The organism is Streptomyces sp. NPDC107550, from assembly GCF_055639095.1.
In genome coordinates this window covers 101,067-126,098 of record NZ_JBVKBC010000016.1, presented here as the reverse complement: position 1 = coordinate 126,098, position 25,032 = coordinate 101,067, and the positions used below count along the sequence as shown (strand labels likewise).

General features: G+C 74.3%; 26 protein-coding genes. 16 read left to right on the top strand and 10 right to left on the bottom strand.

The window, feature by feature from the left end; translation table 11 throughout:
* Positions 1-74 precede the first annotated feature (74 nt).
* Positions 75-308 carry a hypothetical protein gene (locus ACZ7LY_RS21765; RefSeq protein WP_471626304.1) on the bottom strand — a complete coding sequence of 78 codons (234 nt, stop codon included), beginning with the start codon at positions 306-308 and terminating at the stop codon, positions 75-77.
* A 191-nt stretch (positions 309-499) separates the two neighbouring features.
* Positions 500-1,036, bottom strand: a complete 537-nt coding sequence (locus tag ACZ7LY_RS21760) for an SRPBCC family protein (protein WP_471626303.1) — start codon at positions 1,034-1,036, stop codon at positions 500-502.
* Between the two features lie 169 nt (positions 1,037-1,205).
* Between ACZ7LY_RS21760 and ACZ7LY_RS21755 the strand changes: the two genes are divergently transcribed.
* The 4 genes from ACZ7LY_RS21755 (at position 1,206) to ACZ7LY_RS21740 (ending at position 4,633) form a co-directional block, all read left to right on the top strand.
* Positions 1,206-2,177 (top strand): glutathione S-transferase family protein, encoded by a 972-nt coding sequence (locus tag ACZ7LY_RS21755; protein WP_471626302.1) that lies wholly within the window; start codon positions 1,206-1,208, stop codon positions 2,175-2,177.
* Between the two features lie 37 nt (positions 2,178-2,214).
* Positions 2,215-3,381 carry a dihydrofolate reductase family protein gene (locus ACZ7LY_RS21750; RefSeq protein ID WP_471626301.1) on the top strand — a complete coding sequence of 389 codons (1,167 nt, stop codon included), beginning with the start codon at positions 2,215-2,217 and terminating at the stop codon, positions 3,379-3,381.
* Positions 3,378-3,827: a protein-tyrosine phosphatase family protein gene (locus ACZ7LY_RS21745; protein ID WP_471626300.1), complete on the top strand. Its 450-nt coding sequence runs from the start codon at positions 3,378-3,380 to the stop codon at positions 3,825-3,827. The genes ACZ7LY_RS21750 and ACZ7LY_RS21745 overlap by 4 nt, the downstream gene beginning before the upstream one ends.
* Before the next feature lie 158 nt (positions 3,828-3,985).
* Complete coding sequence (locus tag ACZ7LY_RS21740) at positions 3,986-4,633, top strand: DUF4230 domain-containing protein (protein ID WP_471626299.1); 648 nt, start codon at positions 3,986-3,988, stop codon at positions 4,631-4,633.
* Between the two features lie 50 nt (positions 4,634-4,683).
* Here ACZ7LY_RS21740 and ACZ7LY_RS21735 read toward each other — a convergent pair whose 3' ends face one another.
* Positions 4,684-5,067, bottom strand: coding sequence for a hypothetical protein (locus ACZ7LY_RS21735; protein WP_471626298.1), 384 nt, complete (start codon positions 5,065-5,067; stop codon positions 4,684-4,686).
* Positions 5,068-5,235: 168 nt separating this feature from the next.
* Positions 5,236-6,042, bottom strand: coding sequence for a putative protein N(5)-glutamine methyltransferase (locus ACZ7LY_RS21730; protein ID WP_471626297.1), 807 nt, complete (start codon positions 6,040-6,042; stop codon positions 5,236-5,238).
* Between the two features lie 310 nt (positions 6,043-6,352).
* On the opposite strand from ACZ7LY_RS21730, the gene ACZ7LY_RS21725 reads away from it, so the two are divergent.
* Both ACZ7LY_RS21725 and ACZ7LY_RS21720 read left to right on the top strand, forming a co-directional pair.
* On the top strand, positions 6,353-7,360 hold the full coding sequence (locus ACZ7LY_RS21725) for a slipin family protein (protein WP_471626296.1): 1,008 nt from the start codon (positions 6,353-6,355) through the stop codon (positions 7,358-7,360).
* Between the two features lie 170 nt (positions 7,361-7,530).
* Complete coding sequence (locus ACZ7LY_RS21720) at positions 7,531-8,250, top strand: dienelactone hydrolase family protein (RefSeq protein ID WP_471626295.1); 720 nt, start codon at positions 7,531-7,533, stop codon at positions 8,248-8,250.
* Between the two features lie 19 nt (positions 8,251-8,269).
* Here the strand turns inward: ACZ7LY_RS21720 and ACZ7LY_RS21715 are convergent, their stop codons facing one another.
* Genes ACZ7LY_RS21715 through ACZ7LY_RS21705 form a run of 3 tightly spaced genes read right to left on the bottom strand, consistent with a single transcriptional unit; the run spans position 8,270 to position 10,881 of the window.
* Positions 8,270-9,736 carry an MFS transporter gene (locus tag ACZ7LY_RS21715; RefSeq protein WP_471626294.1) on the bottom strand — a complete coding sequence of 489 codons (1,467 nt, stop codon included), beginning with the start codon at positions 9,734-9,736 and terminating at the stop codon, positions 8,270-8,272.
* The gene (locus ACZ7LY_RS21710; RefSeq protein WP_471626293.1) at positions 9,733-10,188 is read right to left on the bottom strand and encodes a MarR family winged helix-turn-helix transcriptional regulator; all 456 of its coding nucleotides are present in this window, start codon (positions 10,186-10,188) and stop codon (positions 9,733-9,735) included. The genes ACZ7LY_RS21715 and ACZ7LY_RS21710 overlap by 4 nt, the downstream gene beginning before the upstream one ends.
* Before the next feature lie 42 nt (positions 10,189-10,230).
* Complete coding sequence (locus ACZ7LY_RS21705) at positions 10,231-10,881, bottom strand: TetR/AcrR family transcriptional regulator (RefSeq protein ID WP_471626292.1); 651 nt, start codon at positions 10,879-10,881, stop codon at positions 10,231-10,233.
* A 132-nt stretch (positions 10,882-11,013) separates the two neighbouring features.
* Here ACZ7LY_RS21705 and ACZ7LY_RS21700 point away from each other — a divergent pair, with 132 nt between their 5' ends.
* Positions 11,014-12,477, top strand: coding sequence for a cytochrome P450 (locus ACZ7LY_RS21700; RefSeq protein WP_471626291.1), 1,464 nt, complete (start codon positions 11,014-11,016; stop codon positions 12,475-12,477).
* A 39-nt stretch (positions 12,478-12,516) separates the two neighbouring features.
* Here the strand turns inward: ACZ7LY_RS21700 and ACZ7LY_RS21695 are convergent, their stop codons facing one another.
* Positions 12,517-13,263, bottom strand: a complete 747-nt coding sequence (locus ACZ7LY_RS21695) for an MgtC/SapB family protein (protein ID WP_471626290.1) — start codon at positions 13,261-13,263, stop codon at positions 12,517-12,519.
* Between the two features lie 94 nt (positions 13,264-13,357).
* Here ACZ7LY_RS21695 and ACZ7LY_RS21690 point away from each other — a divergent pair, with 94 nt between their 5' ends.
* From ACZ7LY_RS21690 to ACZ7LY_RS21680, 3 genes are all read left to right on the top strand, one after another.
* On the top strand, positions 13,358-13,615 hold the full coding sequence (locus tag ACZ7LY_RS21690; RefSeq protein ID WP_471626289.1) for a hypothetical protein: 258 nt from the start codon (positions 13,358-13,360) through the stop codon (positions 13,613-13,615).
* A 326-nt stretch (positions 13,616-13,941) separates the two neighbouring features.
* Positions 13,942-15,126 carry a cytochrome P450 family protein gene (locus tag ACZ7LY_RS21685; RefSeq protein WP_471626343.1) on the top strand — a complete coding sequence of 395 codons (1,185 nt, stop codon included), beginning with the start codon at positions 13,942-13,944 and terminating at the stop codon, positions 15,124-15,126.
* A gap of 5 nt (positions 15,127-15,131) precedes the next feature.
* Positions 15,132-15,911, top strand: a complete 780-nt coding sequence (locus tag ACZ7LY_RS21680; protein WP_471626288.1) for an arylamine N-acetyltransferase family protein — start codon at positions 15,132-15,134, stop codon at positions 15,909-15,911.
* Between the two features lie 110 nt (positions 15,912-16,021).
* Here the strand turns inward: ACZ7LY_RS21680 and ACZ7LY_RS21675 are convergent, their stop codons facing one another.
* Positions 16,022-16,606, bottom strand: coding sequence for a TetR/AcrR family transcriptional regulator (locus ACZ7LY_RS21675; RefSeq protein ID WP_471626287.1), 585 nt, complete (start codon positions 16,604-16,606; stop codon positions 16,022-16,024).
* Complete coding sequence (locus ACZ7LY_RS21670) at positions 16,603-18,096, bottom strand: MFS transporter (protein WP_471626286.1); 1,494 nt, start codon at positions 18,094-18,096, stop codon at positions 16,603-16,605. Before ACZ7LY_RS21670 ends, ACZ7LY_RS21675 begins: the two co-directional genes overlap by 4 nt.
* 256 nt (positions 18,097-18,352) lie before the next feature.
* On the opposite strand from ACZ7LY_RS21670, the gene ACZ7LY_RS21665 reads away from it, so the two are divergent.
* The 6 genes from ACZ7LY_RS21665 to ACZ7LY_RS21640 all read left to right on the top strand — a co-directional run bounded on the left by ACZ7LY_RS21665 (position 18,353) and on the right by ACZ7LY_RS21640 (position 24,901).
* Positions 18,353-19,282: a Gfo/Idh/MocA family protein gene (locus ACZ7LY_RS21665; protein ID WP_471626285.1), complete on the top strand. Its 930-nt coding sequence runs from the start codon at positions 18,353-18,355 to the stop codon at positions 19,280-19,282.
* A gap of 804 nt (positions 19,283-20,086) precedes the next feature.
* The gene (locus ACZ7LY_RS21660) at positions 20,087-20,908 is read left to right on the top strand and encodes an MmyB family transcriptional regulator (RefSeq protein ID WP_471626284.1); all 822 of its coding nucleotides are present in this window, start codon (positions 20,087-20,089) and stop codon (positions 20,906-20,908) included.
* Between the two features lie 143 nt (positions 20,909-21,051).
* On the top strand, positions 21,052-22,092 hold the full coding sequence (locus tag ACZ7LY_RS21655) for a type III polyketide synthase (protein WP_471626283.1): 1,041 nt from the start codon (positions 21,052-21,054) through the stop codon (positions 22,090-22,092).
* Positions 22,093-22,162: 70 nt separating this feature from the next.
* Entirely contained in the window at positions 22,163-22,858 is a 696-nt protein-coding gene (locus ACZ7LY_RS21650; protein ID WP_471626282.1) for a TetR/AcrR family transcriptional regulator, read from the top strand.
* The gene (locus tag ACZ7LY_RS21645) at positions 22,855-23,676 is read left to right on the top strand and encodes an SDR family NAD(P)-dependent oxidoreductase (protein ID WP_471626281.1); all 822 of its coding nucleotides are present in this window, start codon (positions 22,855-22,857) and stop codon (positions 23,674-23,676) included. The genes ACZ7LY_RS21650 and ACZ7LY_RS21645 overlap by 4 nt, the downstream gene beginning before the upstream one ends.
* A gap of 130 nt (positions 23,677-23,806) precedes the next feature.
* Positions 23,807-24,901, top strand: a complete 1,095-nt coding sequence (locus tag ACZ7LY_RS21640; RefSeq protein WP_471626280.1) for an acyltransferase family protein — start codon at positions 23,807-23,809, stop codon at positions 24,899-24,901.
* Positions 24,902-25,032: the final 131 nt, after the last annotated feature.

The window sequence follows — 25,032 nt, the reverse complement described above, 5'->3', positions numbered from 1 at the left end:
CGTGAGGGGACGTCAAGGGCGGCGCCCCTGCGCGCGGGGCCCGGCGGGCTGCACCCGGCCGGTCCGGCGGGGCGTCAGAAGTCGGTGAGGTGCAGGAAGAGGAAGACCGACCCCACGATCAGGGACGCGCCGCCGAGCGAGGCCAGCGCAAGCGCCGTACGGCGGGCCGGACGGCAGACCAGTTCGGCCTCCTCCTGCCGGACGCTCGCCGCGCAGGGAAGCGCCGCAAGGCCGTAGGTCACCAGGCCGGCCGTGCCGAGTGTCAGGCCGAGTCCCAGCCACGTCACGCTCGCGGACAGAAAGGACATAGCTCTGATTCTGGGCCGGGATCGTGGATCGCGCTATTCCAGAGCGACGACCCCGTCACTGCCTGTACCGGGTGCGCCCCGGGTCCCACAACGACAGGCGCCGACGTACGCCGTGGTGCGGAGGGTGCCGGAGCGCTGGCTGGGCGCCGACATGGGCGCGGCCTGACGGCGCCCCGGGCCCGGCGAGCCCCTCAGCCCGCGTCGTCCATGCCGGGGACGGGCGCGCCGGAGGGGAAGCCGGCGTCGACGTAGGACGCGTACAGCTCGGTCCACTGCGCGCTCGGGCCGCCGGTCGGCGCGGGCGTCGCCTCGCCCCGGTCGGCGGCGTCGAGGGCGCCGAGGCAGACCTCCCAGCCGGCGGCGTTGCGGGCGGCGGAGTCGGGGCGCTCCAGGACGTTGGTGAGGGTGAGCCGGGCCGCGTCGGCGCCGGCCGCCTCGATGTCGTAGTGGAGTTCGTCGCCGCCCCAGCGGAAGGAGAGGTGGCGCGGGGCGTCGGCGGCGAGGACGGTGCCGGTGGACTGCGGGCCGTTCGGGTCGCCGGTGAAGCGGATCGTGGCGCCGGGGACCAGCTCGTCCACGGCGAACGCGGACGGGAACCAGCGGGCCAGCGCGTCCGGGTCGCTGACGTAGCGCCACACGCGTTCCCGCGAGCGGGCGTAGGTGCGGGTGAAGCGGACGGCGGGGCGGCCGTCGTCCAGCATCAGATACGTGCCGGTGGTCGTGGTCATGTCCTGCCCTTCCGGTGGTACTCGCTGCGGTGCCGCTCGATCGAGCCTGCCATCGCGCGGTCCGGCGCGCTCGCGTCCCCGTGGTGCGCGGCGCGCCGCGGCCGGGCAGGCTCGTGGGCAGCGACGCCCTCGGACGGCGACAGGGAAGACGACATGGAAGGAGCCGCGCGTGGACGGCAACGCCTCGTACGGCAAGAAGGGTTTCAAGCGCTCCCGCAGCCATTTCGCCGACCGGATCACGGCGGACGGGCGGGATGGCTGGCCGGTGGAGGCGGGCCGCTACCGGCTCGTCGTCAGCTACGCCTGCCCGTGGGCGAGCCGGGCCCTCGTGGTGCGCCGCCTCCTTGGCCTTGAGGACGCGCTCTCGCTCGCGGTCGCCGACCCGATCCAGGACGACCGGAGCTGGCGGTTCACGCTCGACCCGGACGGCAAGGACCCGGTGCTCGGCATCCGCCATCTGAGTGAGGCGTACGACGCCCGCGAGAAGGACTATCCGGGCGGGGTGAGCGTGCCCGCGATCGTGGACGTGCCCTCGGGCAAGCTCGTCACGAACGACTTCCAGCAGATCACCCTCGACCTGGAGACCGAGTGGCGCGACCTGCACCGGCCCGGCGCCCCCGATCTCTACCCCGAGGCGCTGCGCCCGGAGATCGACGAGGTGATGGAGGGCGTCTACCGGGACGTCAACAACGGCGTGTACCGCGCCGGGTTCGCCACGACGCAGGAGGAGTACGAGACCGCGTACCGCGATGTGTTCCGCCATCTGGACAGCGTGTCGCGGCGCCTCGCCGGGCAGCGCTTCCTGGTCGGGGACACGATCACGGAGGCGGACGTCCGGCTGTTCACGACGCTGGTGCGGTTCGACGCGGTCTACCACGGCCACTTCAAGTGCAACCGCAACAAGCTGACCGAGGACCCGGTGCTGTGGGCGTACGCGCGGGACCTCTTCCAGACGCCCGGGTTCGGGGACACGGCCGACTTCGACCACATCAAACGGCACTACTACCAGGTCCACTCGGGCATCAACCCGACCCGGATCGTGCCGCTCGGACCCGACCTGTCGGGCTGGCACACCCCGCACGGGCGTGAGGCGCTGGGCGGGCGCCCGTTCGGCGACGGGACGCCGCCGGCCGCTCGGTAGGGTCGGGGCGTACGGTCCACGCGTCCCCGGAGTCGCCATGCCCCGCCCCCATGTGTTGCTGTCCGCCGCGGTCTCGCTCGACGGCTGCCTCGACGACGCCGGCCCCGGGCGGCTGCTGCTGTCGGGTCCTGAGGACTTCGAGCAGGTGGACGCGGTGCGCGCGGCCAGCGACGCGCTGCTCGTCGGCGCGGGCACGCTGCGTGCGGACCGGCCCCGGCTGCTGGTGAACTCGGCGCGGCGGCGCGAGAAGCGGGTCGCGGACGGGCGGGACGCCTATCCGCTGAAGGTGACGGTGACCGGGAGCGGTGACCTCGCGGCGGGCGATCCGTTCTGGACGACGGGCGGGGCGCGGGTCGTCTACACGACGGACGCCGGCGCGGTCCTCGCCCGGGAGCGGGTCGGGACGGTCGCGGACGTGGTCGCTCTCGGACCCGCGATCTCCTGGCCGGCGCTCCTCGACGACCTGGGCGCGCGCGGGGTGCGGCGCCTGATGGTGGAGGGCGGGGCGCGGGTGCACACGCAGTTGCTGCGGCTCGGTCTCGCGGACGAACTGCGCCTCGCGCTCGCGCCGCTGGTCGTGGGCGAGCCGGACGCGCCGCGCCTGTTCGGCCCCGGCGCCTATCCGGGCGGGCCGCGCAGCCGGATGCGGGTCCTGGACAGCGAGCGGGTCGGTGACGTCGTCGTGACGCGGTACGCGCCGACGGTCCCGGGCACGGGCGCGCAGGCGACGGCGGCGGACCGGCACTGGCTGCGGCTCGCCTGCGATCTGGCGCAGGAGTGCCCGCCCTCGCGGACCGCGTTCAGTGTGGGCGCGGTGGTGGTCGCCGCCGACGGTACGGAACTGGCGCGCGGACATTCGCGGGAGGCCGGCGACCCCGTGGCGCACGCGGAGGAGGCGGCGCTGGCCAAGCTGTCGGCCGCGTTCGCGCCGGGCGACGAGCGGCTGGCGACGGCGACCGTGTACAGCAGCCTGGAGCCGTGCGCCCACCGCGCGTCCCGGCCGAAGCCCTGTGCGCGGCTGATCGTGGACGCGGGGGTGCGGCGGGTGGTGACGGCGTGGCGGGAGCCGGACACGTTCGTGGCGGGCGCCGACGGCATCGGCCTGCTGGCCGGGGCGGGCGTCGTCGTCGCGGAGGTGCCTGAGCTGGCCGACGCGGCGCGCGAGCCCAACGCGCATCTGCTGACGGGAGGGGCGCGGCGATGACGGGGGCGACGGTGACCTGGGACGCGGGGGCCGCCGGGGTGCTGCGGCTGCCGTCGGGGCGGCTGGTGCGCGGGCGCGGTCTGCGTGCGCCGCTGCCCGAGGGCGAGTTGCCGGCGTACGGCGTGTATCTGCTGGGCTCCCCGCCGCCGCCCGTGGCGTGGGAGTCGGCGTGGCTGCGCTGGCCGGACTTCCGGCTGCCCGCCGACCGCGAGCGGGCCCGCGCGGTCCTCACGGACGTCTGGGAGCGGTGCGCGCGGGAGCGGGTCGAGGTGGCGTGCGCGGGCGGCAAGGGCCGCACCGGCACCGCCCTCGCGTGCCTGGCGGTCCTGGACGGCGTCCCGCCCGGGGAGGCGGTCGCGTACGTACGGGAGCGCTACCGGCGCGAAGCCGTGGAGACGCCCTGGCAGAAGCGGTACGTACGGAAGTTCGCGCCGCACGGGAAGTGAGGGGCGCCCGGGGCCCTCGCGTACGGACGGGGTGAGGGCGCCTCAACCGGGCGTCAACCAGGCGCGCTCCAGGGCGAGTTCGGAGGGTATCCGGAGGGCGGGAGGCGTGGGCCGCGCGTTCGGTGGCACCCGACCGTCAGGGAAGGAGGTCTCCTGACATGAGGCCGAGGGCTGTGAGGGCACTACCCCCGTGGGCGAAGACGGTCATCGCGCTCGTCGTCGTCCTGGCGCTGGTCTTCTTCGGGCTGCGGCTCGTGGACCGGCTGAGCGGCGTGTTCGGCACGCAGACGCACGACCGTTCGGGCCCGGCTCTGCTGAAGTCCGTGCGGGACATGAGCCGTTACGACGCGGCGTCGGGCAACTTCCAGGTCGTCGTCGATCTGGAGAAGGACACGAAGTACCTGCCGGATGCCGTGCGCGGCACCCGCACCCTGTACATCGGGGCGGGGACCGTCGAGGCGTACGTGGACCTCGGGAACCTGGACCCAGGGGACGTGAAGGTCGACAAGGACCGGACGACGGCGACCCTGCGCCTGCCGCACGCGAAGCTCGGCACCCCCTCCTTGGACACCAAGCGCTCCTACGCGGTGTCCAAGCAGCGCGGGCTGCTCGACCGGCTCGGGGACCTGTTCTCCGACAACCCGAACGACGAGCACGCGGTACGCGAACTCGCCGCGCGGCACATCGGGGAGGCGGCGCGCGACAGCGGCCTGAAGGCCCGCGCCGAGCGGAACACGACGGACATGCTGCGCGGCCTGCTCACCTCCCTCGGCTTCGACACCGTGCACGTGGGCTACGGGGCGTGAGCCGGGCCGGGCCCCAGGGCTCCGGGCCCCGTCTTTTTTGCGCTCCGGGGTCAGGAGGTCTTTCCGCCGGTCAGCGTGAGGGTGAGGGCGTGTTCCTGGTCGCCGGCGGCGGCGTGCGGCGCGTCGGCGGTGAACGCGGACTCCAGTGTGGCGCGCAGCCTGGCCAGCGCCTCGTGGCCGCCTTGCAGTTCGGCGGTGACCGAGGCGCCGAGGCGGGCGGGTGAGGCGAGGTGCGGTCCGGTGTCGGCGTCCACGGTCGTCGTCCAGACGGTCGCGTCGGGCGAGGGCCGCTGTCCCGGCTCGCGGTCGGTGGAGTAGGCGCCGCACAGCACCCCGAGGACGGTGGCGGCGTCCTCGGGCGTGCACTCGCTCAGCGTGACGCCCACGGAGTGCGGGCCGTAGCCGTGGACCGGGGTGTTCTCGTTGGTGTCCATGGGGCCCGGGTACCGGGCCGGGGCGGCGGTGAAACCCCTTGTCAGCGCCTCGCCCGCCGGATGGCCGCGTCCGGCCCGCCGGATGGACGCGACCGGCCTACCGGATGGCCGTGCCTGGCCCCACCCCCGCCGGGTACGCGGGCCCCGGCGGGGACGCGGCGGCGGGGCTCAGCCGCGGGGCCGGGTGCCGATGACGACGGTGGCGTACAGGTCGTCGTCGGTCTCGACGCGGGCGGTGAGTCCGGCGCCGCGCACGGCGGCCTCGGCGGCATCCGCCTGCCGTTCGCTGGTCTCGACGAGGAGCCGGCCGCCGGGTGCGAGCCAGCGCGGGGCGCCGGCCGCGACGCGGCGCAGGACGTCGAGGCCGTCGGCGCCGCCGTCGAGGGCCATGCGGCGCTCGTGGTCGCGGGCCTCGGGCGGCAGCAGGGGCACGTCATCGGTGGGGACGTAGGGGCCGTTGGCGACGAGGGTGTCGATACGGCCGGCGAGGTCGGCGGGGAGGGCGTCGTAGAGGTCCCCCTCGTGGACGTGGCCGCCGTGCGGGGCGATGTTGCGCCGGGCGCAGGCGACAGCGGCCGGGTCGAGGTCGGCGGCGTGCAGCCGGGCGGGGGCGCGGGCGGCGAGGACGGCGGCGACCGCCCCGGTGCCGCAGCACAGGTCGACGACGACGGCGCCGGGCGGGGTCAGCCGCTCGGCGGTGCGGGCGAGGTACTCGGTGCGGCGGCGCGGCACGAAGACGCCGGGGTCGACGGCGACGCGCAGGCCGCAGAACTCGGCCCAGCCGACGACGTGCTCAAGGGGCAGTCCTGCGGCGCGGCGGCGGACCATGGCGGCGAGTTCGGCGGCGTCGCGGGCGGAGGCGAGCAGGATGCGGGCCTCGTCCTCGGCGAAGACGCAGCCGGCGGCGCGCAGCGCGGTGACGACGGCGGCCGGGTCGTACGGGGGCGGGGTGAGCGAGGGCTCGGTGAGCGGCATGGGTGGTGGGTGACCTCTCGGCGATCCGACGGGGCTCCCCCGCGTCGGTGCGCGCCGTGCTCAGACGCCGTGAACCGGGCGTCCCGCGAGGCGCTCGACCGAGGTGGAGAGCTCCTGACCTGCATGTGCGTAGATCGGACTCACCTCCTCTTTCCCTCGCGGCCTGTCGTGGCCCGGTCACCTTATCGCACGGCGGGTGACGGGACCGGGCATGCGCACGGATACGGAGGGGGCAGAACCCTCGACCGGGCGCCGGAGCGGGCCTATCGTGGAGGTACTGGGGCGCATCGGACACCTTGGGGGTGTCGCCATGGTGCAGGAACTCGTCATCGCGGTGGTGGTCGCGGCAGCGGCGGCGCTGCTGTACGCGTCGGCGGCGGCGCGGGTCGTCAAGCAGTACGAGCGGGGCGTGGTGCTGCGCCTCGGGCGGCTGGCCGGCGGGGTGCGCGAGCCGGGGCTCACGATGATCCTTCCCGGCGTCGACCGGCTGCGCAAAGTCAACATGCAGATCGTGACCATGCCGGTCCCGGCGCAGGAGGGCATCACCCGGGACAACGTGACGGTGCGGGTCGACGCGGTCGTCTACTTCAAGGTCGTGGACCCGGCGAACGCGGTGATCCAGGTCGAGGACTACCGCTTCGCGGTCTCGCAGATGGCGCAGACCTCGCTGCGTTCGATCATCGGCAAGAGCGATCTGGACGATCTGCTGTCCGACCGCGAGAAGCTGAACCAGGGGCTGGAGCTGATGATCGACAGCCCGGCCGTGGGCTGGGGCGTGCAGATCGACCGCGTGGAGATCAAGGACGTGTCGCTGCCGGAGAGCATGAAGCGGTCGATGGCACGGCAGGCGGAGGCCGACCGGGAGCGCCGGGCCCGGGTCATCAACGCCGACGCCGAACTCCAGGCGTCGAAGAAGCTGGCGCAGGCGGCCGGGGTCATGTCGGAGCAGCCGGCGGCGCTTCAACTGCGGCTGTTGCAGACGGTGGTGGCGGTCGCCGCCGAGAAGAACTCCACCCTCGTGCTCCCGTTCCCGGTGGAGATGCTGCGCTTCCTCGACCGTGCCGCACAGCAGACCCCGGCGCCGCCCGCGCCCGCCGCACCGCCCGCCCAGGCGGAGCCCGGCGCGGAGGGGGCGGAGCCCGGCGCGGAGGCGGAGGTGCCCGCCGGCCGGACGGTCCCCGGCGACGATCTGCCGACCGCACCACTCGGATCGCTGCCGGACACGGACGGCCTGCCGCCCGCTTTTGACGAACCGGCTCCCGACGAGCCCGCTCCCGAGAAGCCCGCTCCTGACGAGCCCGCACCGAACACCTTCTGAGCGGGCGGGACTTGGGGCCGTACTGTCCGGCGTTGCACGGGGGCCGGGCGGCCATCTACGGTCGTCGGTGCCGCATCGCCGCTGCCGTGCGCGGTGGTGCCGTCACGTCGAGAGTGACGCGCGGGGTGCGGCGGACCGAGGAAGGAAGAGACCCCATTCCCACCGAGACGGTGCAGATCCCCACCCCCGACGGCCCGGCCGACGCCCTGGCCGTCTTCCCCGACGACGGCGAGCGGCATCCGGCCGTGCTGATGTACGCGGACGCCTTCGGGCTGCGGCCCGCCGTGCACGACATGGCCCGCGACCTGGCCGGGCACGGTTACGCCGTGCTCGTCCCGCACTTCTTCCACCGCCAGGGCCCGCCGCCGCTGCTCGACCTGCCCGCGCTGATCGACGGCCAGGCCCGCGAGGGTCTTATCGCGCAGGTCATGCCGTGGATCGCGGCGCTCACGCCGGAGCGGGTGCGCGCCGACGCGAAGGCGTATCTGACGTACCTGGCCGAACGCCCCGAGGTGGCGCCGGGGCCCGTGGCGGTCACCGGGTACTGCATCGGCGGGCTGCTGGCGCTGCGCACGGCGGTGGCACAGCCGGGGGCGGTCGCGGCGCTGGCCGCGTTCCACGCGCCGGTCGCCGCGGACGGGCCCGAGGCGCTGCGGCAGCTGACCGCGCAGGTGCACTTCGGGCACGCGGAGTCGGACATGACGCCGCAGTCAGTGGCGGAGATCGACGAGGCACTGACGGCGGCGGGTGTCCCGTACACCTCCGAGGTGTATCCGGGGACCGCGCACGGCTTCACGATGCGCGACACGGACGTGTACAGCGCCGAGGGCGACCGGCTGCACCGGGAGCGGCTGCTCGACCTGCTGAAACGTTCCCTGCACCAGGGCTGAGCCACCGGGCGGGGCGCCGTCAGCGCGTGGCGCGGCGCAGCGCCCCGTCCGTCACGGTGAGCGCGACGAGCAGCACGCCGAGGCCGAGGGACGTGTACGCCATGAGGTGCAGTCCCCCGTCGTCGGCGCGCTGCCCGTAGGCGAGGGCGATGAGGCTGGACGCCGTGATCGCCCCGATGTACTGGGCGGTGCGCTGGAGTCCGGCGGCGGAGCCGATCTCGGCGGCGGGCGCGTACTCCTGGACGGCGGCCTGGTTGCTGGTGCCGATCAGCCCCTGCGGTACGCCGAAGCAGGCGCAGGCGAGGAGCAGTACGGCGAGCGGGGTGTCGCCGCCGACGAGGGTGAGCAGGCCCGCGCCCGCCGTGAGCAGGACGGCGGCGACGGTGAGCGGGGCGCGGATGCCCTTGGTGCGGGCGCCGAGCAGGGAGCAGACCAGCGCGGCGAGCGACATCGGCAGCATCAGCAGCCCGGTGTGCCCGGAGGAGAACCCACGCCCTTCTTCGAGCCACTGCGTGAACCCGTACATGACGACGTAGATCAGCAGGTAGCTGACGCCGTGGCGCAGGTAGGTGCGGGCGAGCGGCCCGTTCCCGGCGAGCATCCGTACGTCGATGAACGGGGCCGGGCAGCGCAGTTGCCACCACAGGAGCGCGGCGCCGAGCGCGGCGAACGGGACGAGCAGCCACCACTGCGGGTGCGCGAGGTCGAGCAGGAACAGGACGAGCACGGTCAGGGCGGTGGCGAACAGGCCGATGCCGAGCGGGTCGATGCCGAGCTCGGGCGCGGGCCCGCCGGCCCGCCGTTCGGCGCGCGGCGGGTCGGCGGGGATCCAGACGAGGGCGCAGCCGAGGGCGATGAGGGCGACCGGCACGTTGACGGCGAAGATGCCGCGCCAGCCGACGACGGTGACGAGCAGTCCGCCGAGGGTCGGGCCGACGGCGGCGCTGCCGAGCGCGGCGAAGGAGAGCCGGGCCAGCACGGGCCGGGGCGGCCTGCGCCCCACGCGCCGCCCTTCGTCGCGCAGGACGGCCATGGCGGCGGGGTAGGCGGCGGAGGTGCCGATGCCGAGCAGGAGGCGGGAGACGACGAGCCAGCCGAACTCGGGCGCGAGGGCGCCGACGAGCCCGGAGGCGCAGACCACGACGAGGCCGGTGAGGAAGACGCGGCGGGGGCCGAGGGCGTCGGCGAGCTTGCCGAGGACGGGCTGGGCGACGGCGCTCGCCAGGTAGAGCACGGAGATCAGCCACGCGGTGTCGGCGGAGCCGATGCCGAAGTGGTGCCCGATCGCCACCAGCGCGGTGGAGATCATGGTGGTGTTGAGCGGGTTGAGGACCGAGCCGAGCAGCAGCGGGGCGGTGAGCCGGGCCCGGAAGCCGCGCTCCGGAGAGGCGGGAGCGGCGGGGATGGAGGGGGCGGCGGGCGCGGCGCCCGTGACCGGGGCGCTGGCGGGGGTTTCGCCGGCGAGTATGCCGCCCTCTTCGCTCATGCGCCGGCCAGGCGTTCGAGCAGGGCGGTGGCCTCGGCGAGCGTCCGCCGCTCGTCCGCGTCGAGGGCGCCGTCGAGCGTCTGGGCCAGCCAGTTGTGCTTCGCGGCGCGTACGGCGGCCAGGGTGGCGCGGCCCTCGTCGGTGATCGCCATGACGGACTGCCTGCCGTCACTGGGGTCCGGGGAGCGGCTGACGAATCCGCGCTCCTCCAGCGCGCCGAGGGTGAGCCGCATGGACTGCGGGCGTACGTACTCGGAGCGGGCCAGGGCGGCGGTGGTGGCGGGTCCGTCCAGGTCGAGCCGGGCGAGGACGGTGCGCTGCGTCGGCGTGAGGAGGCTGTCGGGGGAGGCGGTGCGCAGCCGGCGCGAGAGCCGCCCGACGACGGTGGCGAGATCGGCGGCGAGCCGCTCGGTGGGCGGCTCGTGGGCCGCGGGTCCCTGCGTACCTGACATGCCTCCACCGTAGATAAAGACAGGCTGCCTTGCAAGTTTCCCTTACGAGGCCGGGGGTGCCGCCGTCGCGTCGGCGAGGGCGCCGAGGAGGGCCCCGGCGCACAGGTCGCGGACGCGGGAGCGGGGCAGTTCGGGCTCGTCCAGCCAGTCGAGGCAGACGGCGACCAGGAAGGCGAGCCAGCCGCGTACGGCGAGGCGGAGCGCGGCGGGTTCGGGGAGCCGGCCCTCGATCTGCGGGTCGGCGGCGAGCGCGGCCATGATCTGCGCCTCGTGCGCGGCGAGCCCGTCGCGGTAGACGGCGCGCACGGTCGGGTCGCCGGCCGCCTCCGCGCGGTGGAAGGCGCGAAAACCCTGGGCGTGCGAGGCGACGTAGGACAGGAAGGTGTCGAGGCCGGTGCCGATCTGGTCGCGCACCGGCACGCCGGGCACGGCGGCGGTCAGCCGCAGCATCCGCTCGCTCTCGCGGCGCACGACGGCCGCGAAGAAGTCCCGCTTGGTCGGGAAGTAGTGGTAGAGCAGGCCGCGCGAGACTCCGGCGATCTCGGCGACCTGCTCGATCCACACGTCGTCGTACGGGCTCTGCGCGAACAGGCGGGCGCCCGCGGACAGCAGTTCCTCGCGCCGTTCCTCGCTGCTCAGCCTGCGCCGGCCCCGCTCCCCCGCCGGACGGGCCCCGCCTCGCTCTGCGTTCATGCGGGCACCTTACTGGCCCTCCGCCCGCTTACTTGACGTGAGTTCAACAACAGGATCAGACTGAGGCGCACTATTGAATCCACGTCTAACAAAGCTCCGGGGCGGGTCCGACGGGCGCGTGCGGCAAGGGAGATGGGCACAGTGGCGCAGGTGACACAGAGGGCGGCCGAGGCGCTGCCGCGGGGCTTTCGCAGTGCCGAGCAGGGCTGGCCGCGCCTGGAGCGCATCCCGCATCCGCCGCGCCGGGTGCCGGTGATCGGGGACGTGGTCGGGGCCAACGTCCGTACGCCGCTCCAGGACTCGATGCGGCACGCGCGGCAGCTCGGGCCGATCTTCCGCCGCAAGGGGTTCGGCAAGGAGATCGTGTTCGTGTGGGGCGCGGACCTCGCGGCGGAGCTGGCCGACGAGTCCCGGTTCGCCAAGCATGTCGGGCTCGGTGTGGCGAACCTGCGGCCCATGGCGGGCGACGGTCTGTTCACCGCGTACAACCACGAGCCGAACTGGCAGTTGGCGCACGACATCCTCGCGCCCGGCTTCAACCGGGAGGCGATGGAGGGCTATCACCCGCTGATGCTGGACGTGGCCGGGCAGTTGACGGCGGCGTGGGACGCGAGCGAGGCCGCGGGGCGCACGGTGGACGTGCCCGGCGACATGACGAAGCTGACGCTGGAGACGATCGCGCGGACCGGCTTCGGCTACGACTTCGGCTCGTTCGAGCGGGACTTCGACAAGGAAGGCCCGCATCCGTTCGTGACGGCGATGGTGGGCGCGCTGTCCTTCGCGCAGCGCCGCAACGTGGTGCCGCCGCTGCTGTCGTCGCTGCTGCGCGGCGCGGAGCGGCGCAACGCGGCGGACCGCGCCTATCTCAACCGCACGGTCGACGAGGTGATCGCGGCGCGGCGGGCGAGCGGCGGCGGTCCCGGCGACCTGCTCGACCGGATGCTGGAGGTCGCGCATCCGGAGACGGGCGAGCGGCTGACCCCGGAGAACATCCGGCGGCAGGTCATCACGTTCCTGGTGGCGGGCCACGAGACGACGTCGGGCGCGCTGTCGTTCGCCCTGCACTATCTGGCGCAGCATCAGGACGTGCTCGCCAAGGCGCGCGAAGAGGTGGACCGGGTCTGGGGCGACGCGGACGTGCCCGCGTACGAGCAGGTCGCCAAGTTGCGCTATCTGCGCCGGGTGCTGGACGAGTCGCTGCGGCTGTGGCCGACCGCTCCCGCGTTCGCCCGGGAGGCCGTCGTCGACACCACGCTCGGCGGGGTGCATCCGATGCGGCGCGGGGCGTGGGCGCTGGTGCTGACGACGATGCTGCACCGCGACCCGACGGCATGGGGCGACTCGCCCGAGACCTTCGACCCGGAGCGGTTCACGCCGGCGGCGGTCCGGGCCAGGCCCGCACACGTCTTCAAGCCGTTCGGCACGGGCGCGCGGGCCTGCATCGGCCGCCAGTTCGCGCTGCACGAGGCGACGCTGGTCCTCGGCCTGCTCCTGCGCCGCTACGACCTGGCGCCCGAGCCGGATTACCGGCTCCGCATCACCGAACGTCTCACGCTGATGCCGAAGGATCTGCGGCTGCGCCTGACCCGTCGCTGACCGGCGCGCCACGGGCCTGCGGGGCGTCCGCCGCTACTCCTACTCGTCCGTGCTGCCGCTCTCCAGGGAGGCCACCTCGGAGACGCCGTCGAGTTCGGAGAGGGTCGCCACCAGCGACGGGACGTCCGCCGCGCCCTCCAGCTCCATGCGGACCGCTATCGCCGCGTGTCTGGCCGGCGCCTCGTCCCAGTCGGCGCGGTCGGTGCGCACCTCCACGACCCGGAAGCCCCGCCGGGTGCACTCCTCCAGGACGCGGGTCAGCACACTGCTGCCGACCCGGTACGACAGATGCAGGCCGGTGCGGCGGTCGGCGGCCAGGGCGGGCAGCCGCCGCGTCACCCATGGATAGCCGCGCACGACGAGGAAATGGCAGGCGGTCGCGGCGAGCGCGAGCAGCGGGAGGCCGCCCCCGCAGGCCATGCCGATCGCACAGGTCAGCCAGATCGTGGCGGCGGTGGTCAGACCGCGCACGGCGTCCCGCCGGACGAAGATCAGGCCGCCGCCGATGAACCCGATGCCGGACACGATCTGCGCGGCGACCCGCGAGGGGTCGAACGAGACGCTGTCCAGGCCGAGTACGGAGTTGAAGCCGTGCTGGGAGACCTCCATGAACAGGGCGCTGCCCACACCGACGAGCGTGTGGGTGCGCAGCCCGGCGCTCTTCTGCCGTACGGCGCGCTCGGCGCCGATGAGCGTGGACAGCACCAGGGCGAGCCCCAACTCGGCGAGCTGACGGACTCCTTGCCCGGCCGCGGGGTCGAACAGCGGCAGTGCGGACGAGGTCACGAACGATCACTTCCCTTCGCCGTCCGACCCTACTGCGGCCCACCGACAACGCGTCCGGGGCCGGATTGTCAGACCCGTGCGCAAGAGTGGGGACATGAACGGGACCAGGAACACCGGGCAGCAGAGTCAGCAGACGTTCGCGCACGACCGGGCGGCGGCCCAGGCGTTACTGCGGTTGACGCGCACGGCGCGCGCCGCGTTCGGCTCCGGCGAGCCGGTCGGCACGGCCGCCGTCCTCGCCGGGCCGCTCGCGGAGGCCGACGAGGCGCTGCGCAGAGCGGGCCTCGCGGGGAACGAGCGGTGGCTGCTGGAGCGGATCTACGACCTGGGGCTCGACGCCGAAGCGCCGTAGGATCGCGTCAAGTCCGTCCGGCTCGGGGGGAGATGACGGCCGAGAGCGTGCGGGCGCGTGTCCTCCGGGCCGGCGTCCCCTGCCGACAGGAGTCCGTCGTGCCCCTCTCCCCCGACGCCGTCGACCCGGCCGAACCTGACCTCCCGGCCGCGTCAGTTTCGGCCACACCGGAGCCGTCCGCCCCGGAGCCGGTCGCCCCGGCCGCCGTGTCCGAGGGGCCCGGTGCGCCCGGCGCCCTCGACGCGCCCGCGAGACCCGCCGTCCGGCCGCCCGCGCACCGCCTCGACCCGGCCGGCGGCTGCCCCCACGCGCTCAACGCGCGGCTGATGGCCGAGGGCCCGGTGGCGTCCGTCGTGCTGCCCGGAGACGTGCCCGGCATGGTCGTCCTCGGGCACGACGCGCTGCGGGAGTTCCTCGGGCACCCCGATGTCGCCAAGGACGCCCGGCACTTCACGGCGCTGGCCGAGGGCCGCATACCCGAGGGCTGGCCGCTGCGCACGTTCGCCACGGTGCGCGGCATGACGACGGCGGACGGCGCCGACCACCGGCGGCTGCGCTCCCTGGTGTCGCGCGCGTTCACCGCGCGCCGCGTCGAGGCGCTGCGCCCGCGCGTCGAGCGGCTGACGGACGCCCTGCTCGACGAGGTCGCCGCGCGGGCCGCCGCCGACCCGGACGGGATCGTGGAGCTGCGCCGGCATTTCGCGCTGCCGCTGCCGATGGCGGTGATCTGCGAACTGTTCGGCGTGGACGAGGAGTTCCGGGCCCGCCTGCACCTCCTGTCCAGCCGGATCGTGGCGACCGACACGCCTCCCGGGGACGCCGTCGCCGCCAACCGCGAGATGATCGAGGTGCTGGCCCGGATCGTCGCGGCGCGCACCGCCGCGCCCGGTGACGATCTGACGAGCGCGCTGATCGCCGCCCGCGACGAGGACGGCGACCGGCTCGCCCAGGAGGAGCTGATCGGCACCCTCCTGCTGTTCGTGATCGCCGGTCATGAGACGACGATGAACCTGATCACGAACGCCGTACGGGCGCTGTGCACGCACCCTGAGCAGCTCGCCCTGGTCCGCGCGGGCGCGGCCGGCTGGGGCGATGTGGTGGAGGAGACGCTGCGCTGGGACAGCCCGGTCAGCTACTTCCCGTTCCGCTACCCGACCCGCGATCTCGTCGTCGGGGGCACCCTCGTACCGCAGGGCACGCCCGTGCTCGCCGGGTACTCCGGGGCCGGGCGGGACCGCGCCGCGCACGGGCCCGACGCCGACCGCTTCGACCTGGCCCGCCCCGGCGGGCCCCGGCATCTCTCGCTCGGGCACGGCGCGCACTACTGCCTGGGCGCGCCGCTCGCCCGGCTGGAGGCGACGGTGGCCCTGGAGCGCCTGTTCGCCCGCTTCCCCGCGCCTGCGCTCGCGGTGCCGGACGCGGAGCTGCCCGCGCACGCCGGGTTCGTCGGCAACAGCGTACGGAGCCTGCCCCTGCGGCTCGGCCCCGGAGCGGCGCATCAGCGAGACTGACGGACATGGACCAGCACCGAACCGCCGCCTACCTCGCCCGGATCGGCGTCGCGCGGCCGGCCGCGCCGAGCGCCGACGCCCTGCGCGAGCTGCACCTCGCCCATCTGCGGACCGTGCCGTTCGAGAACCTGTCGGTGCATCTGGGCGAGGACATCGCCTTGGACACCGACCGGCTCGTGGACAAGCTCGTGGAGCGCCGGCGCGGCGGATTCTGCTACGAACTCAACGGCGCGTTCGCCGGGCTGCTGGACGCGCTCGGCTTCGAGGTGGCCCTGCTGCAAGCGCGGGTGACCGACGAGGCGGGCCGGCCCGGCATCCCGTACGACCATCTGGCGCTGCGGGTGCGGACCGAGGACGGCGGGGACTGGCTCGCCGACGTCGGCTTCGGCACGCACACCCAGCTCCCGCTCGCGTTCGACGAGCGCGGCGAGCAGAACGACCCGGGCGGGGTGTTCCGCGTCGAGGAGGCGCCGGGCGGCGACCTCGCCGTGCTGCGGGACGGCAGGCCGCAGTACCTGCTGGAGCGCAGGCCGCGCGAGCTGGCCGACTTCCGTGCCGGGGCCTGGTACCACCGCACGAGCCCCGACTCGCACTTCACGCGCTCCCTGGTGTGTTCCCTGCTGACCCGCGACGGCCGGATCACGCTCAGCGGGCGCACCCTCAAACGGACCGCGGGCGCCGAGCGGACCGTCACCGAACTGGCGACGGACGCCGAGGTGCTGGCCGCGTACGAGGAGCACTTCGGGATCGTCCTCGACCGGCTGCCCCCTCAGCCGAGCGCCTGACCGCGCGCGCCCGGGGCGGCCCGGGCGGACGGCGGGCGCGGGTCCCGACAGCCGGCCAGGAGGCGCGGTCCCGACAGCAGGTCAGGCGGCGGGCGCGGTTCCGTAGCCGGTCACGGAGCGGGCGTCAGATGGGCCTGGACGGCGGGTCCGTACCGCTCGACCACACCGTCGAGGTCGGCGGCGCGCAGGTGCGGGCCGCGCACGATGCCGTACAGGGCGCCGAGGCCGAGCAGCAGGGCCACGGCGAGTTCGGCGCGCAGACCCGCGTCCGGGCCGGGCAGGCGCGCGGCGAGCCGTTCGCAGACCTGGGCGCGGAAGTCGGCGCGCAGGGTGTCGCCGCGCTCACCGTGCAGCGGCGCGAAGACGATGCGCAGGAGCGGGTCGGCGCCGCGCCGGGACTGGCCGGTGAGCACCTGGCGGACCATGTGCCGGCCCAGGTCGTCGAGGGGCGCGTCGAGCAGGGCCGTCATGTCCTCGTCGAAGTTCATGACGCGGGCGAACAGGGTGTCCTTGTTGCCGAAGTACTTCACGACGAGCGGCGGGCTGACCCCCGCCCGGTCGGCGACGGCCTTGAGGGTGATGTCGCTGTGCGCGTGCCGGGCCAGCAGATGGCGGGTGGCGCGCACGATCGCCGCGCGGGTCGCCTCGGCGTCACGGCGCGCGCCGCCCTGGCCGCCTGCGGTCCGCCCGGTCACGGCCTGCTGCCCTCGGCGACCCCGCCCGGCACGCTCGCCCCGGTGCCGGGGCCGGGGCCGGTGCCGGGGCCGCGCCGGGCGGGGTCACGGGGCACGGTGAGGGCGATGGTCATGGCGAGCAGGGCGACCGCGCCGGCCAGGGCGAAGGCGAGCCGGTAGCCGTTCAGGGTCGGGAGGTCGGCGCCCGCGACGCGGCTCGTGTGGTGGACGAGGATCGTGGCGACGGCGGCGCTGGAGACGGCCTGCCCGATGGTGCGCATGAGGACGTTGACGCCGTTGGCGGAGGCGGTGGCGCCGGGCGGGACCGAACGCAGGATGAGGGTGGGCAGCGCCGAGTAGGCGAGGGTGGTGCCGACGGAGACGACGGCCGCGCCCACGATGACGACCCACAGCCGGGTGCTGTCCGCGATGCGCACGGCGTAGCCGAGGGCGAGGACGAGACCGCCTAGCGCGAGCGTGACGCGGGGTCCGCGCGCGGCGGAGACCCGCGCGGAGACCTGGGAGAACAGCAGCATGACGAGGCCGCCGGGCAGCAGGCACAGGCCGGTGGCGACGATGGACAGACCGAGCCCGTACCCGGTAGCGGGGGGCGCCTGCACGAGCTGCGCGGTGACGAGGGAGTTGGCGTAGAACGCGAACCCGGTGAACAGCGCGGCCAGATGCGGCAGTCCGACGCGCCGCCCGAGCGCGAGGCGCAGGTCCACCAGGGGTTCCGGGCAGCGCAGTTGGTGCCAGGCCCACAGGGCGAGGACGGCGGCGGCGCCCGCGAACAGGGCGAGGACCGGCCCGCTGCCCCACCCCCACTGGCCGCCCTGGGAGACGCCGAGGAGCAGGCAGACGAGGCCGGCGGCGAGCCCGAGCGTGCCGAGCACGTCGAAGCGGCCCGGGGAGCGCAGGGGCGACTCCCGCACCGCCCACCAGGCGAGGGCGGTGCCGAGGGCGCCGAGCGCGGCGGTCGCCCAGAACATGACGTGCCAGTTCGCGTACTGGACGACGAGCGCGGCGAGCGGCAGCCCGAGGGCGGCGCCGATGCCGACGGTCGAACTCATCAGGGCGACGGCCGATCCGGTGCGCTGCGGCGGCAGTTCGTCGCGCAGGATGCTGATGGACAGCGGGACGACGGCCGCCGCCGCGCCCTGCAACGCGCGCGCGGCGATGAGCAGGCGGATGTCTGAGGTCAGCGCGCACAGCACCGATCCGGCGGTCATCAGGGCGAGCGCGCCGAGCAGCACGCGCCGCTTGCCGTACATGTCGCCCGCGCGGCCGAGGACGGGGGTGAGGACCGCGCCGGTGAGCAGGGTCGCCGTCACCATCCACGCCACGGCGGCCGGGGAGGCGCCGGTCAGGCGCGGCAGATCGGGCAGGAGGGGGACGACGACGGTCTGCATGACGGCCATGAGGATGCCGCCGAACGCGAGCACCGGCACGGTCAGCCGCTCCCGCAGAGCGCGACGGGGGCCGGCGGGCGGGGGTATCGGGGCGGGGTCCATGGCTCTCCTGGTCGGGGCGGACGGCCGGACGCGCACCGGCGGTGAGGCACCGGACGCGCACCGGGCCGTGGGGCGCCGGGCGGTGCGCGCCTGACGGTGCGGCGGACGTGTGCCGGGCGGTGGGGCGCCGGCGAGGGACAGGCCCTCGGTGAATGCCGATTCACCCGGTGGTGAATGAGTATTCACCACCGGCCGCCCGCTGTCTGCCGCCTGCGCGGGGCGCGTGGGACGGGTGGGGCGAGTGATACTGGCGGGCATGACCTCCACTCCTGATGTCCTGCGGTTCGGGCTCGTCGGCACGGGTTCCTGGGCCGACCGCACGTACGCCCCGACCCTCCAGGCCCATGACCGTGTCCGTTTCGCCGGGGTGTGGGGACGCCGCCCCGAGGCCGCCGCCGACCTCGCGGCCTCGTACGAGACGACGGCGTACGAGGAAGTCGACGCGCTGTTCGCGGCGTGCGACGCGGTGGCGTTCGCGGTGCCGCCGGACGTGCAGGCGCCGTTGGCGGCGCGGGCCGCCGCCGCGGGCTGCCATCTCCTCCTGGACAAGCCGCTGGCGACGCGGCCCGAGCAGGCCCGCGCGGTGGTGGACGCGGTGGCGGCGAGCGGGGTGGCGTCGGCGGTGTTCTGTACGTTGCGCTACGCCCCGGCGACGGCCGCGTGGATCGCCGAACAGGCCGCCTCGGACGGCTGGTTCACGGGCCGCGCGGACTGGTTCGGCGCGCTGTACACGCCGGGTGACGACGCGGAGGCGCGGGCGCGGACGCCGTGGCGGGTGGACAAGGGCGCCCTGTGGGACGTGGGGCCGCACGCCCTGTCGGTGCTGCTGCCGGTGCTCGGCGAGGTGACGCGGGTCGCGGCGGTGCCCGGCCCCGGCGACACGGTCCATCTGACGCTGCGGCACACGTCCGGCGCGTCGAGCACGGCGACCCTGACGCTGACCGCTCCCCCGGCGGCGGGCGGTATCGCGGTGGAGGTGCGCGGGCAGGCGGGCGTGTCGGTGATGCCGAGGGCGGGCAGCGCGCGGGAGTCCCTGGCGGTCGCCGTGGACGCCCTGATCGCGGCCGCCCGGACGGGGGCGCCGGTGCCGTGCGACGCGCGGTTCGGGCTGCGGCTGACGCGGATCCTGGTGGCGGCGGAGACGGCTCTGGCGTCAGGCCGCGCCGAACCGGTGCCGGGCGAGTGAGGCGAGGTCCAGCCGGTCCATGAGGAGGTGGTGCCAGCCGTCTTCGGCGCCGGTGCCGGCGGCCCCGACGCGCGTCGGCGAACCGCTCCGGTCGGGCGTCGGGCAGGCCGAGTTCACGGCACAGGGCGCGGACGCCGGGGCGCAGCAGAGTGTCGTCGCGGACGGCGCGGGACGCCTGGGCGGTGTCGCGGACTTCGGGCAGCACAGGGCGACGGCACCGGGGTGGGGCGCAGGGCCCGACTTGTTCTGGGCCAAGCGCGCCCGTACCGGAGGGCGTGGGGCCGGGTGCCGTACGGGGGCCGTATCTCGGCCATTTCGGCGCGCGGGAGGGTGTCGGAGCGGCTGCCGGAGCAGTGGTCGGGGACTCCCGGGCGCGGGGCCAGTGTACCGGGCGCGGCCGGTGCCGTGGCCGCTACGTAATGGCGAGTGACGGCACCGACCGCAGCCAGTGACCCCGGTGGTCGCTCGGGGACGAGCGCCGGACGTGCGTCACGCAACGCATTTTCCGGCCACATCGAACAAATTGGTGGCCCGGTCCCGCTCTCTTCCCTGAACAACCCCAAGGGGCTCGTGGGTTACCTGCCACCGGGAAATTTCCGCCATTTTCGAGCGGCCCGGCACGAGTGCCCCATCACCCTGTACACAGGCGCACAGACGATGAAACCGGCAGGTGAGCAACCCCGCACCGCCCATCATGGCGGATCGTCTGATCGTTTTCTTCGGGCAATGTTTATGACCAAAGACGTTGTGAGTATTTAGACTGCTCACGCTCAACTCGGCGTGTACGAAGAGGGATTACCCACCATGAACAAGAAGGCGCTCCGCGCCCTGCTCCGTGAACGGCGCGCCCTCATAGCCCCCGAGTCCCATGGCTTCACCCGCCCCACGGGCCAGGGCCGGCGCGCCCCTGGCCTGTCCCAGCACCAGGTGGACCAACTGCTGCACCGCACGCTCGGCACATACCACCGCCTGGAGTCGGGCAGTTACCCGAACGCGCCGACGGAACTGCTGCGGGACGTGGCCCATCTCTTCGGGCTCAACGAGCAGGAGTGGGTTCTGCTGTGCCGCTACGCACTGCTCCAGGACCCGCCGGGCCCGCTGCACCTGTCCTCGGGCAAGGAGGTGCCGGGGGTGTGGCAGGAGGCGGTGGACAGCATCACGCACATGGCGTACGTGACGGACGCCTCGTGGGATCTGCTGGCCTGGAACGAGCAGTTCAGCGCGTTGTTCCCGGCCGGGCGGATGCCGGCGAACACGATGCGCTGGATGCTGCTCGACACCGAGGCGCGCGGCATCCTGACGGACTGGCACACGGCGTGGGCGCCGCTGGTCATGCCGCAGTTGCGGGCGGCGCTGGCCTCGCGCCCCGACGACGACACGCTGCTCCAGATCGAGAAGGAGGTCCTGGCGGATCCGGAGACGGCGCGGATCTACGAGGCGGGCGGCACGTCGATCCATCCGGACGGCGACGAGCGGCCGTTGCTGCACGCGCGGCACGGCGCGGGCTGGGTGACGACGTGCGCGGCGCAGCCGCTGACCGCGCCGGGCTCCCGGCTGATCATCCTGGTGTTCCATCCGGGGGCCCGCCGTTCCCATCTGCGGACCCCGAGCCTGAGAGCCGGCTGACAGATCGACGGGCTGACGGCTGACGGCTGACGGCTGACGGCTGACGGCTGACGGCTGACGGCTGACGGTCGAACAGGTCCTACCGTGAAGTACGTTGAGCGGCACCCCCCACGCCCGAAACCCCGACCAGTGGGAGTCGCCCCGTGCCCGTCTACGTCAGCAGACCCCGGACCGTCCTCGGTGCCCACAAGATAAGCACCGACGAGATCACCGACGACATCCGCTCCCACCACCCCGACCACCCGCGTCTCGCGGCGATCCTGCGCATCGTCGGCAACTGCGGTGTGCGCACCCGTTACTTCGCCCGCCCGCTGGACTCCCCCACGGTGTCCGGTTCGACGGACGTCGAGGAGCGGGCCCGTACGACCTTCATGGACGCGCTGGAGCTGGCCGATTCCGCCGCGCGGGCCGCGCTGGACTCGGCGCGCCTGGCGCCCGGCGACATCGACGCCGTGATCACCACGCACGCGACGGGCTGGGCCGTGCCCAACCTGGACGTGCATCTCGTGGAGCGCCTGGGGCTGCGTCCGACGGCCTCCCGACTCGCCCTGACCACGCTGGCCTGCGCGGGCGGCACGCTCGCCCTGATCCGCGCCGCCGACTTCGTGCGCGCCCGGCCCGGCGCCCGGGTCCTCGTGGTGGCCGCCGAGGCCATCTCGGGGGTGTACCACCACAGCGACACCAGCGTGCAGTCGATGATCTACAAGGCGTTGTTCGGCGACTCGGCGGCCGCCGCGGTCGTCACGGACGAGCCGCTGGGGCCGGGGCTCGCCGTCGAGGACACCTTCGAGTACCTGCTGCCGGAGAGCCTCGACCGCTACAGCGGCCGGATCGCCCCCGACGGCCTGCACTTCGACTCGACGAAGCAGGCCCTCACCGCCGCCGACGACGTGCTGCCCGCGCTGACGGCGTGGCTGGCCGGGCGGCGCAGCGACTTCCCCGTGATCCACCCGGGCAGTCCGCGCATCATCACCGACACGGCGACCGCGCTCGGCCTCGCCGAGGCGGACGCCCGGCACTCGGTGGACACCCTGGCCGACGAGGGCAACCTCGGCGGTCCGAGCGTGCTGCGCGTCCTGGAGCGCACGCACGACGAGCCGCCGGCTCCGGGCGCGCGGGGCACGATGGTGGCGTACGGGCCGGGCTTCACGACGGCGGCGCTGCACGGCCACTGGCACGCCTGACCGCCCCGGCCCCACACATGTCTCGACGGGACACATGTCCCATCGGGACATCAAGGTGTACCCTGAGGGCATGAAGGCGAACGAGCAGGGCCGACAGGGCGGACCCACCGGCACGGGCCCCGAGGACCGCCGCGCGGTCAAGGCGCGGCGGACCCGGGAGGCCCTGGCGGAAGCGGCCGTGGAGCTGGTGCTCGCGCACGGGCTCGCGGACGTCACCGTCGAGGCCATCGCCGAGCGCGCGGACGTCACGCGCCGCACCTTCAGCCGGCACTTCACCGGCAAGGAGGACGCGGCGCTGGACTTCACCCGCGCCGACGGCGCCCGGATCAACGCGGCGCTGCGCGAGCGCCCCGCCGCCGAGCCGCCGCTGCTGGCCTATCGCCGGGCCGTCACGGAGTGGCTGGCCGACCGGGAGACCCCGAGCTGGCACCACCGCCCGCGGCTGCGCGCGCTGTACGCGGCCGTGGACGCCGAGCCCGCGCTCTTCGCCGCGTACGAACGCATCCGGGTCGACGCCCAGGACGAGTCCGTCCGCATCATCGCCGACCGGCTCGGCACCGACCCGGCCCGGGACCCTCGTCCCGGAGTCGTGGTCGGGGCCGCCGCCGGTGTGCTGACCGCCGCGCTGCGCACCTGGGCGCGCGGCACCGGCACGGACGCCGAAGACCTCGCCGATCTGGTGGCAGGGGCCTACGACGCCCTCTTCGAAGAGGCCGCCCACGCGACGGCCTCGGCACCGCGACCAGAAAGTGACACCGCACCATGAGCACCACCAGCACCACCGGCACCACCAGCACCACCCCCGCCGCTTCCTCCGCCTCCTCCGCGTCCTTCGCGGACGAGTTCGCCGGGCAGACCGCCCTCGTGACCGGCGCCGCCTCCGGCATCGGCCTCGCCACCGCCCGCCGGCTCGCGCGGGGCGGCGCCCGCGTCGTCATCGCCGACTTCAACGAGCAGGGCGCGAAGGACGCCGCCGAGACCCTGAAGGCGGAGGGCTTCGAGGCCGCCGCCGTCGCGGTGGACGTCACGCGCCCGGAGTCCGTCGAGGCGGCCGTGGCGTACGCCGTCGAGACGTTCGGCCGGCTCGATCTCGCGGTCAACAACGCGGGCATCGGCGGCCCGAGCGCCCCGACCGGCGCCTACGACATCGACGCGTACAACCGCGTCGTCCGCACCAACCTCGACGGCGTCTTCTACTCCCTGCGCTACGAGATCCCGGCCATGGAGGCCGCGGGCGGCGGCGCGATCGTCAACGTCGCCTCGATCCTCGGCTCGGTCGGCTTCGCCGGTTCTCCCGCGTACGTGGCCGCCAAGCACGGTGTCGTGGGCCTGACGAAGACGGCGGCCGCCGAGTACGCCGCCAAGGGCATCCGCGTCAACGCGGTCGGCCCGGGCTTCATCGACACGCCGCTGCTCAAGGACATGGACAAGGCCGCCTACGACGGTCTGGTGGCGCTGCACCCGGCGGGCCGGCTCGGGCACGCCGACGAGGTCGCCGAACTGATCGCGTTCCTGCTCTCCGGCCGCGCCTCGTTCGTCGCGGGCAGCTACCACCTGGTGGACGGCGGATACACCGCCGTCTGAGCCGAGCGGGCCGCGCCGAGCGCCACCGGCCCCGCCCTGTCCGCACCCGTCTTCCGTTTCTTGTCATGGAACGGGCGGCGCGGGGCAGGCGCGGGGCTGGATCCGGTACGAGGAGGGGCGCGGCACCACCATGCGACAGCAGTCCGCACAGGCGACATCCGCGGGAGGCGCGGCGCGGGAGTCGTACTTCGACAACGTGAAGTTCCTGACGATCGTGCTCGTGGCGTGCGGTCACGCGTGGGAGCCGCTGACCTACGGCTCCCACGCCGTGAGCGCGCTCTACCTGACGGTGTACGCGTTCCACATGCCGGCGTTCGCGCTGGTCTCCGGGTACTTCTCCCGCAGTTTCGACATGGCCCCGCGCCGGCTCAAGCGGCTGGTGAGCGGGGTCGTCGTGCCGTACGTCGTCTTCGAGGTGGCGTACACGCTGTTCTACCGGTGGGCGCAGGACGATCCGGGCTATCCGATCAGCCTGCTCGACCCCTGGTATCTGATGTGGTTCCTCGTCGCGCTGTTCATCTGGCGGCTGTCGACGCCGCTGTGGCTGCAACTGCGCCATCCCGTGCCTGCCGCGCTGGCGATCGGCACGGCCGTGTCGATGTGGCCTAGCGCGGGCGACGACCTGGCACTTCAGCGGGTATTGCAGTTCCTGCCGTTCTTCGTGGTGGGCCTCGTGCTGCGGCCCGAGCACTTCTCGCGGCTGCGCACCTGGCGGGTGCGGTGGGTGGCGCTCGGGGTGTTCGCGGTGGCGGTGGTGAGCGCGTACGCGGTGGCGCCCTGGTTCGACGCGGGCTGGTTCTACCACCGGGGCAGTGTCGTGGGGCGTGGGGTGCCGGCGTGGGCGGGCCTGATCGCCACGCCTGCGCTGTTCGTGCTGGCGCTGGTGCTGACGGCCTGCTTCCTCGCGTGGGTGCCGGGGCGCAGGCTGTGGGTGACGGCGCTCGGCACGGGGACGATCTACGCGTATCTGCTGCACGGTTTCGTCATCAAGTCGGCCCGCTTCTGGGACTGGTACGACCATCCTTGGCTGCACACCCCGCTCGGTGAGGTCGCGGTGACGCTGGTGGCGGTGGCCGGGATCACGCTGCTGTGCACGGAGCCGGTGCGCCGCGTCTTCCGCGTGGTGGTGGAGCCCCGGATGGACTGGGCGTTCCGCCGGCCGGCGAAGCGGACGCGGGAGGCGGCGGGCGCCGAGCGCGAGAAGGTCACCGCCGCCGGCGGCTGACCTCGGCGGCCGACGCCGGCAGGCACCGCACGCGTTCGCCGAGGGCGGTGACGTCGTCGGCCGGGCTGCGGAAGGGCACGCGGACGTCGCCTTGCCTGACTTATGGGGTCGGGGTGGCGGTCCAGCCCGCG

What these genes read in the sequence shown, in the direction of transcription:
- ACZ7LY_RS21685 (WP_471626343.1), top strand. Translation starts at nt 13,942, where the DNA reads ATGGCCGAGGGCCCGGTGGCGTCCGTCGTGCTGCCCGGAGACGTGCCC.
- ACZ7LY_RS21715 (WP_471626294.1), bottom strand. Translation starts at nt 9,736, where the DNA reads ATGAGCGAAGAGGGCGGCATACTCGCCGGCGAAACCCCCGCCAGCGCC.
- ACZ7LY_RS21745 (WP_471626300.1), top strand. Translation starts at nt 3,378, where the DNA reads ATGACGGGGGCGACGGTGACCTGGGACGCGGGGGCCGCCGGGGTGCTG.
- ACZ7LY_RS21700 (WP_471626291.1), top strand. Translation starts at nt 11,014, where the DNA reads ATGGGCACAGTGGCGCAGGTGACACAGAGGGCGGCCGAGGCGCTGCCG.
- ACZ7LY_RS21765 (WP_471626304.1), bottom strand. Translation starts at nt 308, where the DNA reads ATGTCCTTTCTGTCCGCGAGCGTGACGTGGCTGGGACTCGGCCTGACA.
- ACZ7LY_RS21725 (WP_471626296.1), top strand. Translation starts at nt 6,353, where the DNA reads ATGGTGCAGGAACTCGTCATCGCGGTGGTGGTCGCGGCAGCGGCGGCG.
- ACZ7LY_RS21750 (WP_471626301.1), top strand. Translation starts at nt 2,215, where the DNA reads ATGCCCCGCCCCCATGTGTTGCTGTCCGCCGCGGTCTCGCTCGACGGC.
- ACZ7LY_RS21665 (WP_471626285.1), top strand. Translation starts at nt 18,353, where the DNA reads ATGACCTCCACTCCTGATGTCCTGCGGTTCGGGCTCGTCGGCACGGGT.
- ACZ7LY_RS21645 (WP_471626281.1), top strand. Translation starts at nt 22,855, where the DNA reads ATGAGCACCACCAGCACCACCGGCACCACCAGCACCACCCCCGCCGCT.
- ACZ7LY_RS21640 (WP_471626280.1), top strand. Translation starts at nt 23,807, where the DNA reads ATGCGACAGCAGTCCGCACAGGCGACATCCGCGGGAGGCGCGGCGCGG.
- ACZ7LY_RS21670 (WP_471626286.1), bottom strand. Translation starts at nt 18,096, where the DNA reads ATGGACCCCGCCCCGATACCCCCGCCCGCCGGCCCCCGTCGCGCTCTG.
- ACZ7LY_RS21690 (WP_471626289.1), top strand. Translation starts at nt 13,358, where the DNA reads ATGAACGGGACCAGGAACACCGGGCAGCAGAGTCAGCAGACGTTCGCG.
- ACZ7LY_RS21705 (WP_471626292.1), bottom strand. Translation starts at nt 10,881, where the DNA reads ATGAACGCAGAGCGAGGCGGGGCCCGTCCGGCGGGGGAGCGGGGCCGG.
- ACZ7LY_RS21650 (WP_471626282.1), top strand. Translation starts at nt 22,163, where the DNA reads ATGAAGGCGAACGAGCAGGGCCGACAGGGCGGACCCACCGGCACGGGC.
- ACZ7LY_RS21740 (WP_471626299.1), top strand. Translation starts at nt 3,986, where the DNA reads ATGAGGCCGAGGGCTGTGAGGGCACTACCCCCGTGGGCGAAGACGGTC.
- ACZ7LY_RS21680 (WP_471626288.1), top strand. Translation starts at nt 15,132, where the DNA reads ATGGACCAGCACCGAACCGCCGCCTACCTCGCCCGGATCGGCGTCGCG.
- ACZ7LY_RS21730 (WP_471626297.1), bottom strand. Translation starts at nt 6,042, where the DNA reads ATGCCGCTCACCGAGCCCTCGCTCACCCCGCCCCCGTACGACCCGGCC.
- ACZ7LY_RS21660 (WP_471626284.1), top strand. Translation starts at nt 20,087, where the DNA reads ATGAACAAGAAGGCGCTCCGCGCCCTGCTCCGTGAACGGCGCGCCCTC.
- ACZ7LY_RS21760 (WP_471626303.1), bottom strand. Translation starts at nt 1,036, where the DNA reads ATGACCACGACCACCGGCACGTATCTGATGCTGGACGACGGCCGCCCC.
- ACZ7LY_RS21710 (WP_471626293.1), bottom strand. Translation starts at nt 10,188, where the DNA reads ATGTCAGGTACGCAGGGACCCGCGGCCCACGAGCCGCCCACCGAGCGG.
- ACZ7LY_RS21735 (WP_471626298.1), bottom strand. Translation starts at nt 5,067, where the DNA reads ATGGACACCAACGAGAACACCCCGGTCCACGGCTACGGCCCGCACTCC.